The sequence below is a fragment of the Paraburkholderia strydomiana genome (assembly GCF_031456815.1).
In the GTDB taxonomy this organism is placed as follows: Bacteria; Pseudomonadota; Gammaproteobacteria; order Burkholderiales; family Burkholderiaceae; genus Paraburkholderia; species Paraburkholderia caledonica.
In genome coordinates, this window is the sequence record NZ_JAVDVL010000010.1 from 108,122 (window position 1) to 123,347 (window position 15,226).

Annotated in this window: 17 protein-coding genes; 6 read left to right on the top strand and 11 right to left on the bottom strand. The window is 64.0% G+C overall.

Annotation, left to right across the window (positions count from 1 at the left end; all coding sequences use genetic code 11):
• Positions 1 to 101: 101 nt before the first annotated feature.
• Positions 102 to 242, top strand: coding sequence for a cytochrome bd-I oxidase subunit CydX (locus J2W46_RS24580; RefSeq protein ID WP_310357009.1), 141 nt, complete (start codon positions 102 to 104; stop codon positions 240 to 242).
• Positions 239 to 859 (top strand): AAA family ATPase, encoded by a 621-nt coding sequence (locus tag J2W46_RS24585; protein WP_310357011.1) that lies wholly within the window; start codon positions 239 to 241, stop codon positions 857 to 859. The genes J2W46_RS24580 and J2W46_RS24585 overlap by 4 nt, the downstream gene beginning before the upstream one ends.
• Positions 860 to 961: 102 nt before the next feature.
• Here J2W46_RS24585 and J2W46_RS24590 read toward each other — a convergent pair whose 3' ends face one another.
• From J2W46_RS24590 to J2W46_RS24600, 3 genes are all read right to left on the bottom strand, one after another.
• Positions 962 to 2,068 carry a saccharopine dehydrogenase family protein gene (locus tag J2W46_RS24590; protein WP_020070239.1) on the bottom strand — a complete coding sequence of 369 codons (1,107 nt, stop codon included), beginning with the start codon at positions 2,066 to 2,068 and terminating at the stop codon, positions 962 to 964.
• Positions 2,069 to 2,376: 308 nt separating this feature from the next.
• Positions 2,377 to 2,835 carry an Lrp/AsnC family transcriptional regulator gene (locus tag J2W46_RS24595; protein ID WP_020070238.1) on the bottom strand — a complete coding sequence of 153 codons (459 nt, stop codon included), beginning with the start codon at positions 2,833 to 2,835 and terminating at the stop codon, positions 2,377 to 2,379.
• Positions 2,836 to 2,901: 66 nt separating this feature from the next.
• A complete protein-coding gene (locus J2W46_RS24600) occupies positions 2,902 to 3,786 on the bottom strand; it encodes a LysR family transcriptional regulator (protein ID WP_110405112.1) in 885 nt (294 codons plus the stop codon).
• A gap of 199 nt (positions 3,787 to 3,985) precedes the next feature.
• Between J2W46_RS24600 and J2W46_RS24605 the strand changes: the two genes are divergently transcribed.
• Positions 3,986 to 4,504: a Spy/CpxP family protein refolding chaperone gene (locus J2W46_RS24605; RefSeq protein ID WP_020070236.1), complete on the top strand. Its 519-nt coding sequence runs from the start codon at positions 3,986 to 3,988 to the stop codon at positions 4,502 to 4,504.
• 190 nt (positions 4,505 to 4,694) lie between these two features.
• Entirely contained in the window at positions 4,695 to 5,138 is a 444-nt protein-coding gene (locus tag J2W46_RS24610; RefSeq protein ID WP_087752545.1) for a PGDYG domain-containing protein, read from the top strand.
• A 5-nt stretch (positions 5,139 to 5,143) separates the two neighbouring features.
• Here the strand turns inward: J2W46_RS24610 and J2W46_RS24615 are convergent, their stop codons facing one another.
• The 8 genes from J2W46_RS24615 to J2W46_RS24650 form a co-directional block, all read right to left on the bottom strand.
• Positions 5,144 to 5,509 carry a DUF3022 domain-containing protein gene (locus J2W46_RS24615; protein ID WP_020070234.1) on the bottom strand — a complete coding sequence of 122 codons (366 nt, stop codon included), beginning with the start codon at positions 5,507 to 5,509 and terminating at the stop codon, positions 5,144 to 5,146.
• 100 nt (positions 5,510 to 5,609) lie between these two features.
• Positions 5,610 to 6,479 (bottom strand): YhfC family intramembrane metalloprotease, encoded by an 870-nt coding sequence (locus tag J2W46_RS24620; protein ID WP_087752546.1) that lies wholly within the window; start codon positions 6,477 to 6,479, stop codon positions 5,610 to 5,612.
• 119 nt (positions 6,480 to 6,598) lie between these two features.
• On the bottom strand, positions 6,599 to 7,681 hold the full coding sequence (locus tag J2W46_RS24625; protein ID WP_087752559.1) for a LacI family DNA-binding transcriptional regulator: 1,083 nt from the start codon (positions 7,679 to 7,681) through the stop codon (positions 6,599 to 6,601).
• 64 nt (positions 7,682 to 7,745) lie between these two features.
• On the bottom strand, positions 7,746 to 8,711 hold the full coding sequence (locus J2W46_RS24630; protein ID WP_310357022.1) for a 2-hydroxyacid dehydrogenase: 966 nt from the start codon (positions 8,709 to 8,711) through the stop codon (positions 7,746 to 7,748).
• 4 nt (positions 8,712 to 8,715) lie between these two features.
• On the bottom strand, positions 8,716 to 10,005 hold the full coding sequence (locus J2W46_RS24635) for an MFS transporter (protein ID WP_020070230.1): 1,290 nt from the start codon (positions 10,003 to 10,005) through the stop codon (positions 8,716 to 8,718).
• A gap of 168 nt (positions 10,006 to 10,173) precedes the next feature.
• Positions 10,174 to 11,163, bottom strand: coding sequence for a sugar kinase (locus J2W46_RS24640; protein ID WP_310357025.1), 990 nt, complete (start codon positions 11,161 to 11,163; stop codon positions 10,174 to 10,176).
• 88 nt (positions 11,164 to 11,251) lie between these two features.
• A complete protein-coding gene (locus tag J2W46_RS24645) occupies positions 11,252 to 12,025 on the bottom strand; it encodes a sugar phosphate isomerase/epimerase family protein (RefSeq protein WP_310357028.1) in 774 nt (257 codons plus the stop codon).
• Positions 12,026 to 12,198: 173 nt separating this feature from the next.
• Positions 12,199 to 13,089 carry a LysR family transcriptional regulator gene (locus J2W46_RS24650; protein WP_310357031.1) on the bottom strand — a complete coding sequence of 297 codons (891 nt, stop codon included), beginning with the start codon at positions 13,087 to 13,089 and terminating at the stop codon, positions 12,199 to 12,201.
• A 116-nt stretch (positions 13,090 to 13,205) separates the two neighbouring features.
• Here J2W46_RS24650 and J2W46_RS24655 point away from each other — a divergent pair, with 116 nt between their 5' ends.
• Positions 13,206 to 14,294, top strand: coding sequence for a YeiH family protein (locus J2W46_RS24655; protein WP_131318960.1), 1,089 nt, complete (start codon positions 13,206 to 13,208; stop codon positions 14,292 to 14,294).
• Positions 14,295 to 14,453: 159 nt separating this feature from the next.
• A complete protein-coding gene (locus J2W46_RS24660) occupies positions 14,454 to 15,191 on the top strand; it encodes a glutathione S-transferase (protein WP_310357035.1) in 738 nt (245 codons plus the stop codon).
• Positions 15,192 to 15,226 lie beyond the last annotated feature (35 nt).

The window sequence follows — 15,226 nt, forward strand, 5'->3', positions numbered from 1 at the left end:
TAAGCGCCGCAAATACCGTGCATGGGCGCGCGCATCCGACCTTGCGTGCCGCCGCGTTCTTCTTCATGATCGTTGCCAACAGCGAAATCAAGGAGACCGCAATGTGCTACATCACCCGCATTGCCGGCATGGATCCGGCGTTGGGCGTTGGCGTCGCCGATGCAATCTTGCTGCAAGCTAATAGCAAGTTTGCGCGCGAGTCGCAACGCACGGCAATCGAAGCGCAGGGTCAATTTTCGTGAGCCGTCTGATCTTTATTTGTGGTCACGCAGGCACGGGCAAGACGACGCTCGCAAGGAAACTGATCGGCCCACTGATGAAAGCGACGGGTTCGCCGTTCTGTCTGCTGGACAAGGACACGTTGTACGGCAGCTATAGCGCAGCCGCAATGCACATGCTGACCGGCAACGCGAACGATCGGGACAGCCCGCTTTTCCTCGAGCATCTGCGTGAGCCGGAGTATCGGGGTCTCGTCGAAACCGCGCGCGACAATCTGGAACTCGGCGTGAGCGCGCTGGTAGTCGCGCCGCTTTCGCGGGAAGTCCGCGAGCGGCGGCTTTTCGATCGCGCCTGGCTCGGTATCGGCGAAGACGTCACTGTGCGGGTCGTCTGGGTACAGGTGCCGGAGGAGACGGCGCATCAGCGGATCATGGCACGCGCCAATCCGAACGACGCGTACAAGCTCGCGCATTGGGACGAGTACCGGCAGCGGCGCTTCGTGCCGTCCGGCGACATGTGCAACGATCTGCTGATGTTCGACAACACCGCGCCGAGCGCTGCGGATCATGACGCCCTGCTCGTGCGCATTCTCGGCGAACCGCATGTGGCGTCGGCAACGGTGCCTCCGCTGCCTGTCTGATGGCCGTGCCGCGGCGCAACGTCAAGCAGGCGCAGCGTGGCGAAGCAAACGAAAAAACGCCCCGCATGCGGGGCGTTCGTTTCTGTCGACAGACGCAGCTCGTTAAACGGTCGCCGCGCTTTGCAGCGACTCCAACGCCTGTCCTTCATACAACTGGCCGAAGCGGTTGCCAAGGAAGTCGCGCAGCGAGACCTGCTCCTGACGCACGAAACCGCGCTGCGGCAGCTTCTTTTCGCGGAACAGATCCAGCACTGCGCACATTGCGCCCGCCGTGGTGATTTGAATCGCGCTCATCGGCACGCCGCAAATCGTCTTTGCGAAGATCTTGCGCGTGAACACTTCCTGCACAAGCTGACCGTCGCGCATGCCGCTCACCGTGATGAACACGAGCACCACGTCCTGTGCGGTCGACGGCACCGAGCGGCGCATGATCGTTTTCAGCGTGTCGCGGTCGCTCGAAAGACGCAGGTCCTCGAGCAGAAATTGCATCAGATTGCGGTGGCCCGGATAGCGTACCGACTTGTAATCGAGCGACTCGACGCGGCCCGACAGCGTCTCGCACAACGTGCCGAGACCGCCCGACGTGTTGAACGCTTCGTACTCGGTGCCGTCGAGCGAAAAATGTTCGAGACCTTCGAGCGGCTGCACCCACTGCGTGCGGCTGTCGCGGATCGCTTCGCACGGCTGGCAGTATTCGTTGATGAGGCCGTCCACGCTCCACGTGAGGTTGTACTTCAGCGCATTGGTCGGGAACTGCGGCAGCGCGCCGACGCGCATCTTGACGTCGCGAATTTCCGTGAAGCGGTTCGCGAGTTCGTGCGCGGCGATGCCGATGAAACCCGGCGCGAGACCGCACTGCGGCATGAACGCGTGATCGGCGTCGTCGGCGATTGCGCGGATTGCGTGAGTGGCGCGCACGTCTTCGGTCAGGTCGAAGTAATGGACGCCTGCGCCCTTCGCGGCAGCGGCCACGTTCACAGCGAGGTAATACGGCAGCGCGTTGATGAGCGCGTCGAAGCCATGAACCGCGGCACGCAGCGCGGCTGCATCGGCGGAATCCACGCGGCGGGTCGAAATTCCCTGCGCGGCTAGTTTGTCGAGCGCATGCTGATCGCGGTCGAACGCGACGACGTCATAGTCGCCGGTTTCGCGCAGCATATGGGCGATGGTGTGACCGATCAGACCTGCACCAACGATGGCAACTTTCATATTCTTCTCCATTGTCGATCAGAGTTAGTGCTATAGCGCTTACTCTGATCCCATGCACAGCTGTCGACCCGAGCCAGCGCTTCCGCGCCTGTCCGGCCTTTTCTGTGCGCTGTCTCCAGTTTCAGAATGCACCGCCCATAAAGGCGCGGCGCGCGGCGGGCTGAACCCTTGAGCGACAGTTTAGGGAGAAGCAAAAACAGTTCATACACGCAAAATGCTGCGCAATGACTACCAATTTCGACGTTTTGACGAACCACGCCGACGAAACGTCGAAAACGCATCAAAACGGCGTAAAAACACGGAGCACTTCACACCATCCCGCGGTCGATCTTGCGCGCGAGAATGATCGAGGTCGTAGTCCGCTCCACGCCTTCCAGCCCGCCGATCTGATCGAGCAGATCGTTCAGACGATCCGGCGAATCCGCGCGCAGCCAGGCCACGTAATCGAACTCACCGCTCACCGCGCATAACAGTTGCACCTCGGGCATCTTGCCGAGGCGCTTCTGCACGGCCGGCCCATGCTTCGGCGCAATGATGATGCCCACGTACGCGTAGATGCTCGAATCGAGCACGTCCTGGCCGAGCCGCACGCTGTAGCCCGCAATCACGTTGCTGCGCTCGAGCCGCGCAATTCTCGCGATCACGGTGGTGCGCGCCACGTCGAGCTGGCGAGCGAGATTGGCGACGCTCTCGCGCGCGTTCGCCTGAAGCAGCGCTACCAGGTTGCGGTCGAGATCGTCGAGTTGGTCGAGGCGCGGAGGTCTCATCGAGGGAGAAGAAAGTGGTCGCAGTGCTGCGGATTATCGCGCGTCTTCAGTGTCTGGCGGCAAGCATCACGCGCCGAAACGCTCGATCACGAAGTCGATGAAACTGGTGAGCTTCGGCGTGGCCCGCCGGTCGCGCGGATAGACGAGATGCACCGGCGCGCCTTCAGGCAGATGCTCTTCCAGCACCGACACCAGTTCTCCGCTCGCAATCTCGCGTGCGAGCAGCGCCTCCGGTTGCAACACGAGACCGAAGCCGCGCAACGCGGCCACCTTCAGCGCCTGACCGTTGTTCGCGCGAAAGCGCCCTGCGCGCAGCGAGTTTTCGGCGGCGCTTTCACCGCCCAGGCGCCACGCGCCCTCGCGGCCCCAATGGAGAAAACCGAGGCATTCGTGATGCGCGAGATCGGCCGGTGTACGTGGAATGCCCGCTCGCGCGAGATACGCCGGCGACGCACAGGCGCGCATGCGATAGGGTTTTAGCGGCCGTGCAACGAAGCTCGAATCCTGCAGCTGGCCGATGCGCACGGCGGCGTCGAAGCCCTCTTCCACCAGGTCGGTCATGCGGTTCGACAGGTCGAGTTCGAGCGTGACCTCGGGCCACTCGCTCAGATAGTCGGTCATCGCGGGAGAAAATATCTCGACGCCATAGGTGAGCGGCACTGTCACCTTGAGCACGCCGCGCGGAGCGGCGGCCATGGACTCCGCGAGCGACTCGGCGTCCTTCACGTCGGCGAGAATGCGCCTGCATTGCTCGTAGTATTGGCGCCCGATTTCCGTGAGGCTTTGACGGCGCGTCGTACGCGTGAGCAAGCGCGTGCCGAGCCGGGCTTCGAGCGAGCGGATGTGTTTGCCGACCATCGCCGACGAAATCTCGAAGCGCTCTGCCGCTGCCGTCAGGCTGCCCGCCTCGACCACGGCCACGAAAATCTCCATGCTGACGAATTTATCCACCCGCTATTTCCTGTTCGTTTCGGTTGTAAGCGTTTGTCGCATAAGAGCCGCATTGTAGGGATAACGTGTTACTAATAGCGCCCACGGCCAGGTTGAGCGATCCGCACGTAGTGCTGTCGCGCGCAATGTGGCGCATTGCCGGGACCGCTCGCCACACGCCTTGTCCCACTTCCAATTCGAACAGACATCAGGAGTTTCGATGAAAAAAGCACTGGTCATGCTGGCCTCCGCAGTCGCGATGAGCGGCGCATTCGCACAAGCTTCCGCACCGGTTGCGGCGTCTTCGGGCACGGCGGCTTCCGCAGCCGTCGCGAAAGGCGGTCATGAGCGCAATGTCGAAGACCGCATCGCCTACCTGCATTCGCAACTGAAGATCACGCCGGAGCAGGAAACGCAGTGGAAGGCGTTCGCCGACGTCATGCGCGGCAACGGCGAGACGATGGGCGAGCTGTTCAAGCAGCGTCGCGCCGCCACGAGCGTGTCAGCTCTCGACGACATGAAGCAGTACGCGACCATCGCACAGGCGCACGCAGACGGCATGAAAAAGCTGGTGGACGCATTCGATCCGCTTTACAACAGCTTCTCGCCCGAACAGAAGAAGCTCGCCGATGTAACGTTCCGTCAACATGGCGCAGACGGCCGGCCGCGTCATCATGGCAAGGGTAAGAGCGACAAGTCGGCACCGGCTGCGGCGAGCGACGCCACGGTCAAGCCGTAACTAAGCGGCCACGCAACTCATCTGGCACACGCGCCTGGCGCAACTTCGGCACAGGGCGCGTTGCGGTTCTTGCCGCACCGTGCCCGACGTGCCAAAAAAGGCCGGCAACTGGATGCGTCTGGCATGATGCAGGTCCGCGATAGCCGACGCGAAGTCGCGACGTCGCCGTCAACAACCCTCTGCCTGCATCATGAACGATCTGAAAAACCTCGACCTGCGCGATGATCCCGCCGCCCGGCGTGTCGTCAAAGACGAAACGGTGAATGTCGAATTCGCCGCCACGCACGGCGAACTGATGAGCCTGGAAGGCCCCAATCGCTACCTGCCCGGCGACGCCTTGATCACCGGATCGACCGGGGACCGCTGGGTCGTTTCGCGCGAGCGCTTCGACGCCAAATACGTTCCGGCCGACGCAGCGCATACGCATACGCATGGTGAGGCCGGCGCGTATCGCAATCGCCCCGCTGTTGTGCTCGCGAAACAGATGAACGATGCGTTCTCGCTAGCCCGTTCGGCGACCGGCGGCGACGTGCTGCGTGGCGCGGCCGGCGACTGGATCATGCAGTACGCGCCGGGCGATTACGGCGTCGTGCAGGCCGCGCGCTTCGCGAAGGTCTACCGTTTCGCAGACTGAAACCGTCACGCGAACTCGTCACCGAGATCCACCGTGACTTCGCGCGGCACCGCTTCGCCGTTCGCATACTGCTCCTCTAGCGAGCCGATGCTCGCCTCCACATACGCGCGCAACACCGCGAAGCTGCGGCCCCGCAAGCGCGCGGGCAACGCGCGATAACGCGCGAGCGCCGCCGGCGCGATTTCCACCGTCATCACGATGCGCCGTGCGGCCGCGCCGAAGCGCATCGCCACCCAGTGAATCGCAAGCGTCGGCGTGCCGTCTTCGGCCGGCCGCTGGATAAACTGTGTCTGCTCTGGAAAGAGATCGCTGATAACGCGCGCCAGTTCCTCGAACTCGGGATTCGCGCAGTCGTATTGGTAAGCTTCCATGGATGTGCCGAAAGAGAGTGATCAGCCGTAGCAGGCGGCCGATTGTAAAGCAGCGACCGCGAGCGCCGGCTGTGAGCACAGGCTATGAAGCACGGCAGCGCTAGCGAGGCAGTTCCGTCATGCGCTCAGCGCCTGGCCGTCTGAACGTCCGGAATAGCAACCCTGCTACGACGAGCGCTCCCAATGCATAGACGGCGTCGACCGCGGCGAGCGGCACGAGTTGCGCCTGGAACAGCGCGGCGGGCACGTCCACGAGCGCATGCAACACGATCGCGAGCGGCAGGATCCCGCGCCAGCCGGCCCGCAGGCCGCGCCACATCAGCACCGACAAGCCGATCTGAAAAATCAGCGCAGCCACGCGTTCGAGCGCAAAAATACCGGCTGTTTGCGGCGTCAGGCTGGCGAGTATCAGATGGATGCGCATCAACGATTCGGTCGGCAGGTTGCTCAGATAACCGTCGAGCTCGCCGCGATTTTCCAGCACCGCAAACAGAATCCATTGAATCTGCACCAGCACGCCGACGAGCCACGCTTCCGCGCCGCCATGACCGAGGCCGTAAGTGAGCGCGGTGCCGTCATCGGTGCGCGTGGCCTGCGGCGTTGAAGCCACCGTGGACGCACTGGCCGCCGCACTAGCCGCCGCACTCGCCGCCGCACGTTTCATCAGCAGGCGCATGCCGATGAAGCGCCCCACTTCCTCGCAGATGCCTGCCGCGAGCGCACCGTAGACGACGAACGCGAGCGGATTCGACAGGAACGTGGCCGTCGCCTCGTTCCGATGCAGCATGTAGTCGTTCAACGCGCGCTCGATCACCATGGCGAACAACGCGAACACGGCGATGCCGGCGATCGCGTCGCGCGGCTTGAGCGCGAGCGGCCGGCGCAGGCGGCGGTAAAGGACAAAGGGCAAAGCGGCGACCAGCAGCGTCGCGAGGACGAGGCTCGACAGGGTAAGCGGTGCAACAACCATGAGTTTCCTTGCGATGACAGGCGCGCAACCGCTGCGCGCCGCAGCCCGAATCATCGCAGATCGGCGGAAAGTCGGCCTGGAAGCTCGCGCGGATGTCGGCTCAGGCGTGGGCCTTCACGTCAGCCCGACGTGGACGCGCGGACGATCAGTTCGCCCGGCAACAGGCAGTCGCGCGCGCCGGTCTCGACGCCTTCGATGCGCTCATGCAGAAACTCGACCGCCCGGTAGCCAATGTCGTAAGTCGGCTGGCGGATGGTGGTGACGCCCGTCAATTCCGCCCAGTCCGGGTCGTCGATGGAAAGCAACGCGACGCGTGCCTGCCAGCCCGCGCCGTAACGCGCCTTCAGATGCAACGCAAGCCGCAACGCGACGGGCGCATTCGCCGCGAATACTGCGACGCGCTCAGCGTTGCCGACGACGCCCGGGTGCTCGCTCGACGCGTCGATTGCGCGGTCCAGCGCCGCGAGGCTTTGCTCGGCCTGCTGTGCGTCCGCGAGATCGAGCACGAGCGTATGGCCGCGCGCGGCGTGCGGGCCCGTCGTGTCATGAGCGGCCATGGCTTCGCGGAACGCCGCCTCGCGCAGCCGCCGCGAGCTGACCTGCTCGAACGGTTGCACGACGAACCAGATGTCGCGAAACCCACCGTCGAGCAGATGACGTGTGCCGAGTTCCGCCGCCGCCCGATTGTCGAGCCCGACGATATCGGCGACGAGTCCTTCGACGGAGCGGTCCACCAGCACCGCCGGAATTCCGCCGCCGCCCACGGGGCGCAGCGTTTCCTCGCGCACGCCGAGCGCATTCACGATCACGCCTTCGACGCGGTACGTGGTAAGCAACTGCAGATAGCGCCGCTCCATTTCCACTTCGTTGGCCGCATGGCAGATGAGCGGCATCAGGCCGAGCGCGTGGCACGCGGCTTCGACGCCTTGCAGCACCTCGACGGTATAGGGATTGGTGAGGTCGGCGAGCAGCATGCCGATCAGCCGGTTGCGGCCACGCTTCAGCCCGCGCGCCATCTGGTTGGGCTGATAGTCGAGCCGTTCGATAGCGGCCTCGATACGCGCGCGCAACTCCGGCGACAGCACACTCATCTCGCCGTTCAGATAACGCGAAATGCTGGTTTTGCCGGTACCCGCTTCGCGCGCGACATCGGTGATCGTTGCGCGGCGCGGTGCGGCCTGGCGAGTCGGCGCAGTGCTCATCGGAGCCACGCAGTCCAGCGAGGGACGCCCGCGCCGGCAGGCGAACGCTTGTTCACGGCGCTCTTCACTGTTGCAGCACTTCGCGATTGACGATGTTGGTCGTGAGCGTGCCGTTCAGCGCGGCAACGAGATTTTCTGCAGCGTTGCGCGCCATCGCATGCCGCGTCTCATGCGTCGCCGAACCGATATGCGGCAACGCCACCACGTTCGCCAGCTTGAGGAGCGGCGAATCGGCCGGCAGCGGCTCCGTCTCGAACACATCGAGACCCGCGCCGTGAATCGTGCCGTTTTGCAGCGCCTCGATCAGCGCCTTTTCGTCGACGGTCGCACCGCGCGACGCATTGATAAGAATCGCGCTCTTCTTCATCGAGCTGAGTTCCTTCGCGCCGATCATGTGCCGCGTTTGCGGCGTGAGCGGCACCTGCAGACAGACGAAGTCGGCGTTGGCGAGCAGGTCCGGCAACTCGACGCGCCGCGCGCCATAAGCCTCTTCCGCCTGGCGGTTCGCACAGCGGTTCGTGTAGAGCACCTTCATGTTGAAGCCAAGCGCCGCGCGCCGCGCGACCGCGCCGCCAATGCGTCCGAGCCCGACGATGCCGAGCGTCTTGCCCTGCACGTCCACGCCGAATTGCGCGGGCCCGATGCTCTGCTGCCACTGCCCTGCCTTCACCCATGCGGCGAGTTCGACCACGCGGCGCGCTGACGCGAGAATCAGCGAAAAGACCGTGTCGGCGGTCGATTCCGTCAACACGTCCGGCGTATGCGCGAGCACGATGCCGCGCCGCGTGAGATCGGCGACATCGAACTGATCGAAGCCGACGGAGATCGTCGACAGCGCCTTTAACCGCGTCGCGCCTTCCAGCATCGCCGGCGTGATTTTCACGCTCGCGCCGATGCCGCCGTCCGCGTCGCGCAAAGCGGCGACGAACGCGTCATGCTGGGCGGGATCCACCTGCACGACTTCCACGTGCTGTTGCAGGTACGCGAGCACATCTTCAGGCAGTGACTTCCAGGCGACGATCTTCTTCATCGGCTTATTTTCCTTGCAACGGTGTGGCGAGCTTGTGCGGCGTTTCAACGGTCTGCTGTTGCGGCTTGACGATCAGCGTAAGGATCACCGCGGCGATCAGCGCCACGCTCATGAATGCATACGATGCCGCGGGCGACCCTGTCGCGCCGTTCAGATAGCCGACCACATACGAGCCGACGAACGAACCGAGCGCGCCCATGCTGTTGATCAACGCCATCGCACCGCCCGCGACGTTCTTCGGCAGCAGCTCCGGCACGATCGCGAAGAACGGACCGTATGGCGCGTACATCGCAGCGCCTGCAATCACGAGCGACGCATACGAAAGCCAGAAATGCGTGGAGCCAAGCGCATACGACGCCGCGAACGCGATCGCGCCGATCAGCAGGAACGGCCAGACGAACACTTTACGGCGGTTGAGTTTATCCGATGCCCACGACGCCGCAAGCATCGCGATGGTCGCGGCGAGATACGGCAGCGCCGACAGCCAGCCGGTTTCGACCATGCCGAGCGAGGAGCCATTCTTCAGGATCGACGGCAGCCACAGCACGAAACCATAGACGCCGATGCTCCAGCAGAAATACTGCGCGCACAGCTTGATTACAGCCGACGAGCGGAACGCTTCGCTGTAATTGCGCACCGGCTTGATCGCGGCCTGCTCGGCGCGCAGCGTTTGCGCAAGGTCGTCTTTCTGCTGCTGCGTGAGCCAGGACACCTGCTGCGGCTTGTCCTGCACGATGAACCACCAGCACACCGCCCACAGGATCGCGGGAATGCCTTCGGCGATGAACATATTGCGCCAGCCGAACGAATGCACCAGATAGCCGGATACCACCGACATCCACAGCACCGTAACCGGATTTCCGAGAATCAGAAACGTGTTGGCGCGCGAGCGCTCGCTCTTCGTGAACCAGTTGCTGATGAAGATCAGCATGGCCGGCATCACCGCGGCTTCGACCACGCCGAGCACGAAGCGGATCACCATGAGCGACGGAATATTGCTGACCATGCCGGTCAGCGCCGCGCAACCGCCCCACAGCACGAGGCTCCAGAACACGAGCTTCTTGACGCTGCGGCGCTCGGCGTAGATCGCGCCTGGAATCTGAAAGAAGAAATAGCCGAGGAAGAACAGCGCGCCGATCAGCGAAGAAAGTCCCTTGCTGATGCCGAGGTCCTGGTTGATGCCGGCCGCTGCCGCGAAACCGTAGTTTGCGCGATCGAGGTAAGCGAGGCTGTAGGTGATGAATACGATCGGCATGATCGTCCACCAACGGCGAATGGCGAGAGATGAAGTCATGGGTGTCTCCTTAACGGCTTCCCGAAACAATGATGAGCTGAGCTTGTGCGGCGCTTGCCAAGCGCTCTTGCTGTTATCGATGCTGCCCGGCTTGCGGCTCCGTTCAGAACCGATATGCTGCCGGGCTGCGTAGTGCTTTTTTGCAGTGGGCCTGCCAATGCACGTGCCTCAAGCTGCGCGTGTAAGGCTCGCGTTCGACAGATCGGCACGTTCGAGCGCATCGAGTTCGGCGCGGCCCGGCAGCCCTTCTGAATCTCCTATCACCTGGATCGCCAGCGCGCCGATGCGGTTGCCGCGCGCGACGGCCTGCGGCAACGTCCTGCCTTCGAGCAGCGCGCTGATCACGCCGACCGCGAAGCCGTCGCCCGCGCCGACCGTATCGACGACCTTCGCGACCGGCTGGCCGGCAATCACGCCGGCGTCATCGGCGGTGCGAAAGTACGCGCCCTCGGCGCCGAGCTTGACGATCACGCCGCGCGCGCCCTGCTCCAGATAAAACTTCGCGATGTCGTCGGGCTTCGCATAGCCGGTCAGAATCTCACCCTCGCCGATGCCGGGCAGCACCCAGTCGGCGAGCGCGGCGAGCGCGTTCAGACCTTCCACCATCGCAGCGCGCGACGGCCACAGCGTCGGGCGCAAATTCGGATCGAACGAGATCGTTTTGCCGGCCGCGCGCGTTTCACGTGCCAGATGAAATGCGAGTTCACGCGAACTCGCCGAGATCGCGGGCGCAACGCCCGTCAGATGGAGATGACGCGCGGGCAATACGTAGTCGGCCACGTAGTCGGCGACCGAAAGATGGCTCGCCGCCGAGCCTCGTCGGAAGTATTCGACGGCGGGATCGCTGCCGTCATCGTTCTTCGACTTCAACTGGAAACCGGTCGGGTAGCGCTCGTCGGTGCTCACGCAGCGCTGGTCGATGCCTTCTTTCGTCAGCGTGTCGCGCACATACTGGCCGAATGAATCGTTGCCCACGCGGCTCATCCAGCCGACCTTGAAACCGAGCCGTGCAAGACCGATCGCGACATTCAGGTCGGCGCCCGCAATGCGCTTCGTGAAATGGCCGACGCTCGCGAGCGGGCCGGTCTCGGTCGCCACGAACATGGCCATTGCTTCGCCGTAGGTGATGATGTCCAGTGCTGCGCTTGTGTTGCTCATGCTTCGCTCCTGCGTGTACGTCGGGCTAGTCGCCGCTGCCGGTTTCTTTCCGCGCTCGTTGCTGCTTCTCTCAGGTTCTACTCGCCGCTCACGCGGCAGCCAGCCACGCGACGCGGCGCGCCGCGTCTTCGTCGATACAGGCGGCGTCGAATGGAAACTCGATTCCGCGCGGTACGTCGCGCGGCAGTCGGTGCAGCACCTCGGCAAAGCGGGCGTCGCCGGCGGCGGGCGCCGCCGCGAACCGCCGTGCACCCTCGCCCGCCGCGACCTTGCAGTGCACGTACTCGACGTAAGGCGCCAGCGCCGCGGCTGCGTTCAGGGACGACACGCCGCACCACGCCCAGTTGCCGACGTCGAAAGTCATGCCGAGGACATCTGCGCGGCCTTCACGCTGCAGTGCCTCGAACAAGCCCATGAATTGCGACAACGAGCCGCCCTGCGCCAGTTGCCCGTTTTCGACGACGAGCCGCACGTCCGCGCCTTGCAACTGCGCGGCGATTGCATCGCCGTGCGCCTCGTGAGTAAAGCCGCCGAGTTGCAGTTTCACGAGGCGCGCGCCGAGCGCGAGCGCTTCGTCCAGCGCGAGGCGCAACGCGGCGCCGTCGAGCCGGCCGCCTTCCACGTACAGCGACGCCGGCGTCGAATACACGGACCACAAACCCAATTCCGCGATCTGCTTGCCCAATTCCCGAAGGCGCGACGGCGAGGCGTCGGCCTCGTAACCGAACAACTCCCGGCGCACCTCAAAACCGGCCGCGCCGGCGCGCTTGCTCGCCTCCGCCCACTTGCGATGACCCGCCGTGCGCACTGCGTCGACGCCAAAGGCGCTCGCGACAATCGTTATGTCCACTGCATCTGTCATCTGCGGGTACCGTCATTTGCCCTGCTTTTGGGTCTTGGAACCGGTTCCAAAAGCAGGTTTCAAAAAAGCGCCGAAGCGCTTGCGATGCCCGAATATTGCGCCGAGGCTCGCGCTGCGCACCATAGTGGAAATCCCCAGGCGGCGGTGAGAGCGTGCCCACCCGGTTCGATGACTCAAGCGCCATCGGCGAGACAAAGCGCAAGAAACTGCTGGACCACGCGCGACGGCGCGCTCGCGTGCGGCACGACAATAGACAGCCGCCGCGTCAACGGCTCGGGGCTGAGCGAAAACACGCGCAATGCGCCGTCTTCGTGCCGCATCGACATCGCCGAGACGAAGCCGATGCCCATACCGGCCCGCACTGCTTCCTTCACGCCTTCAACACCCGCTATTTCCAGCGCCACTCGCATCGGCACGCCCGCGCGGGCGAACGCGCGCTCGACAATCTGGCGCACGCCCGACCCCGCCTCGCGCACGATCAGCGGCTCCGCACCGAGCGCCGAGAGATCGACGCCGGCTCCCTGCGCCGACGCTGCAAGCGGATGCGCGCGCGGCATGATCGCGACGATCTCGTCTTCGCGCCACGCGTGGACTGCGGTGTCCGGCGGCAGATCCGCGCCGACCGGACCTTCGATCAGCGCGATATCCACCGATCCCAGCGCGCCGACGATGTCGGTCGTATTGCCGTCGGCTGTATGCAGCGCCACGTCCGGATATCGCCGGTGAAAATCAGCGATCAGGTACGGCAGCAGGTAGCTCGCAGGCGTCGTAGTCGCGCCGATCCGCAGCGTGCCCTGCTCAAGACCTCGCAACGCGTCTCTGTATGCATGAGCCTGCCGCCACGTGTCGCGTAGCCGCGCGGCATAGCTCGCCAGTTGCTCGCCGGCCGGGGTCAGGCGCACGCCGCGCCCTTCGCGCTGATAGAGCGGCTCGCCGAACTCGTCCTGAAGCTGGCGCAGCTGCCCGGACACCGCGGGCTGCGACAGATGCAAAGCTACCGCCGCGCGGCTGATGTTCAGGTGCTCGGCGACTGCGGCAAACGTTATAAGCTGATCGAGGGTCATGGTACGAAAATATCGGATTCGCTGATACTTGTCATTCTAAATGACGATTTTTCATATCCATATATCTAAATTAGGATTAGACCTATCCGATCCAGTCAGTCCCAGAGGCTGCAACCATGACCACCGCTCGACTCACCGCCGCTACCTCCGAACAGTCGTCAACCCGCGGGCAACTCAACGGCATCCTGTTCGTCGCGCTGTTCGCCGCAGCCGTCACGCGCATTGCCGAAATCCCGGCCGTTGCGGGGCTGGGCCTGAGCCCGCTGATCGTCGGCATCGTCGCGGGAGCAATCTACGGCAACGCGCTGCGCGACGGCATGCCGGCAAGCTGGGCCGCCGGCGTCAATTTCTCGGCGCGCAAGCTGCTGCGTATTGCGGTCGCTTTCTTCGGACTGCGAGTGAGTCTTCAGGAGATCGCCCAGGTCGGCCTGCCCGGTCTTGCGGAATCGGTATTGATCGTCGTCAGCACGCTGCTGATCGGCACCTGGGCCGGCATGAAAATCATGAAGCTGGACCGCGACACGGCGCTCCTTACGGCGGCCGGCAGTGCGATTTGCGGCGCGGCGGCCGTGCTCGCGTTCGAGTCCACGCTGCAGTCCAAGCCGCACAAGAGCGCGATGGCCGTCGGCAGCGTGGTTCTGTTCGGAACGCTTTCCATGTTCCTTTACCCGGTTCTGTTCAAGGCTGGCTGGCTGCACCTCGACACGGTCGGCGCGGGCCTCTTCTTCGGCGGCACGATCCACGAAGTCGCGCAGGTGGTCGGCGCGGCGAGCAACGTGAGCCCGGAAGCCACGCATATCGCCACCATCGTCAAAATGACTCGCGTGATGCTGCTCGTGCCGGTGTTGCTTCTAGTGGGCCTGTGGGTGAACCGCGCGGCGCGCCGCGACGCGTCAGCCGCAGGTACGCAACAAGGCGCTGCCGTTCATCAGGGCAAGCTTGCGATTCCCTGGTTCGCACTCGGCTTCCTGGCTTTCGTCGTGATCAACTCGCTGCATGTGCTGCCACAAGCCGCCACCACAACGCTGAATACGCTGGATACTTTCGCGCTGACCATGGCCATGACCGCGCTCGGCATCGAAACGCGGCTCTCGCAGATTCGTCAAGCGGGCCCTCGCGCGCTGACCACCGGCTTGATTCTTTATGTATGGCTGATTGCGGGCGGACTCGGAATCACATGGACTGTCCAGCATTTCCTCGGCTGAGCCCCTCGTTTCAGAAGCCAACCCCGCCGCGCGCGGGGTTTTGTGCGTTATGCGCGAGCGCCCGGCGCGCTCGCGCGGCATACTGGCTGCCCGAGCGGCGCACGAGCCGTGCGCGCTGCGTTGAACGAGCGTTCATGCAACCGGAATGAGGACCAATCGATGAGCCTGGAACTTTACTACTGGGACGGCCTGCAAGGCCGTGGCGAATTTGTGCGGCTGGCGCTGGAAGAAGCCGGCGCCGACTATGTCGAAGTAGCGCGCGGCGACGCGTCCGAAGGTCTCGGCACCGGCGCGATGATGGCAGTGATGAAGAGCAAGGACGAACCATACCCGCCGTTTGCGCCGCCGTTCCTGAAAGACGGCGACCTGGTGATCTCGCAGACCGCGAACATCCTGTTCTATCTGGGCCCGCGCCTGAACCTGGCGCCCTCGGTGGAGAGCCTGCGTTACGTGGCAAACGGCTTGCAATTGACGATCGCCGACGTGGTCACGGAAGCGCACGACACGCATCATCCGCTCGCAAGCAACCTCTATTACGAAGATCAGAAAGACGCGGCGAAGGTGCGTGCGCACGACTTTATCGACAACCGGATTCCGAAGTTCATGAAGTATTTCGAGCGCGTGCTGAAGCAGAATCCCGCCGGCGATACATACATGGTGGGCGACTCGCTGACCTACGTTGATCTGTCCATGTTCCAGTTGATCGACGGGCTACTGTATGCGTTCCCGCGCGCGTTGAAGCGCTTCGGCGAGCACTACCCGCGGCTCGCCGCATTGCACGCGGCCGTGAAGGAGCGGCCGAACATCGCCGCCTATCTGCAATCGGAGCGCCGGCTCGCGCATAACGAGGCGTGCATCTTCAGGCACTATCCCGAACTCGACAAGGCGGCGGCTTGACCCGCGTCGCGATTCCCCGCTCATGCCCGGCACCG

Coding starts and splice junctions, on each gene's coding strand:
- J2W46_RS24640 (WP_310357025.1), bottom strand. CDS start 11,163: ATGAGCAACACAAGCGCAGCACTGGACATCATCACCTACGGCGAAGCA.
- J2W46_RS24655 (WP_131318960.1), top strand. CDS start 13,206: ATGACCACCGCTCGACTCACCGCCGCTACCTCCGAACAGTCGTCAACC.
- J2W46_RS24625 (WP_087752559.1), bottom strand. CDS start 7,681: ATGAGCACTGCGCCGACTCGCCAGGCCGCACCGCGCCGCGCAACGATC.
- J2W46_RS24650 (WP_310357031.1), bottom strand. CDS start 13,089: ATGACCCTCGATCAGCTTATAACGTTTGCCGCAGTCGCCGAGCACCTG.
- J2W46_RS24645 (WP_310357028.1), bottom strand. CDS start 12,025: ATGACAGATGCAGTGGACATAACGATTGTCGCGAGCGCCTTTGGCGTC.
- J2W46_RS24610 (WP_087752545.1), top strand. CDS start 4,695: ATGAACGATCTGAAAAACCTCGACCTGCGCGATGATCCCGCCGCCCGG.
- J2W46_RS24590 (WP_020070239.1), bottom strand. CDS start 2,068: ATGAAAGTTGCCATCGTTGGTGCAGGTCTGATCGGTCACACCATCGCC.
- J2W46_RS24620 (WP_087752546.1), bottom strand. CDS start 6,479: ATGGTTGTTGCACCGCTTACCCTGTCGAGCCTCGTCCTCGCGACGCTG.
- J2W46_RS24660 (WP_310357035.1), top strand. CDS start 14,454: ATGAGCCTGGAACTTTACTACTGGGACGGCCTGCAAGGCCGTGGCGAA.
- J2W46_RS24605 (WP_020070236.1), top strand. CDS start 3,986: ATGAAAAAAGCACTGGTCATGCTGGCCTCCGCAGTCGCGATGAGCGGC.
- J2W46_RS24635 (WP_020070230.1), bottom strand. CDS start 10,005: ATGACTTCATCTCTCGCCATTCGCCGTTGGTGGACGATCATGCCGATC.
- J2W46_RS24580 (WP_310357009.1), top strand. CDS start 102: ATGTGCTACATCACCCGCATTGCCGGCATGGATCCGGCGTTGGGCGTT.
- J2W46_RS24630 (WP_310357022.1), bottom strand. CDS start 8,711: ATGAAGAAGATCGTCGCCTGGAAGTCACTGCCTGAAGATGTGCTCGCG.
- J2W46_RS24615 (WP_020070234.1), bottom strand. CDS start 5,509: ATGGAAGCTTACCAATACGACTGCGCGAATCCCGAGTTCGAGGAACTG.
- J2W46_RS24595 (WP_020070238.1), bottom strand. CDS start 2,835: ATGAGACCTCCGCGCCTCGACCAACTCGACGATCTCGACCGCAACCTG.